This window comes from Bacillus sp. LR--39, assembly GCF_053613335.1.
This window is the reverse complement of record NZ_JBSIOT010001690.1, coordinates 1-504: the sequence shown is the minus strand read 5'-3', so window position 1 is coordinate 504 and position 504 is coordinate 1. Positions and strand designations below refer to the sequence as shown.

The window sequence follows — 504 nt, the reverse complement described above, 5'->3', positions numbered from 1 at the left end:
CACGGTCTGTTCCCCGGCACCGACTATCCCGGTAACGGCGTGATCGACAACCAAAAAGGAACGATCAACGGCATTCCTGTCGTCATGCCGAAGAACTGGGGCAGCCATTTAGGAATTATCGATATGCAGCTTGAACTGGACGGCGGCAAATGGAAAGTGAAAGATGCCAGCGCAAAAACGGAAGCGATTGCCGGAAATGTGACGTCGCGAAACGAAACCGTCGTTTCCGCGATTAAAGATACGCACGAAAAAACGCTCGAATACGTCCGCGCGCCGGTTGGCCAAACAGAAGCTGATATTAACAGCTTTTTCGCGCAGGTAAAAGACGATCCTTCAATCCAGATTGTCACAGATGCACAAAAATGGTATGCGGAAGATGTCATGAAGGGAACGGAATACGAAAACCTGCCGATTTTATCAGCGGGCGCGCCGTTCAAAGCAGGAGGACGCAACGGTGCTGATTATTATACAAACATTAAAGCAGGAAACCTTGCGATCAAAAAC

The 504-nt window shown here is 49.4% G+C and carries 1 pseudogene; it reads left to right on the top strand.

The features are described 5' to 3' along the window. Positions 1 to 504: pseudogene (gene cpdB, locus ACWHAR_RS32560) on the top strand (multifunctional 2',3'-cyclic-nucleotide 2'-phosphodiesterase/3'-nucleotidase/5'-nucleotidase); the annotation flags it as partial.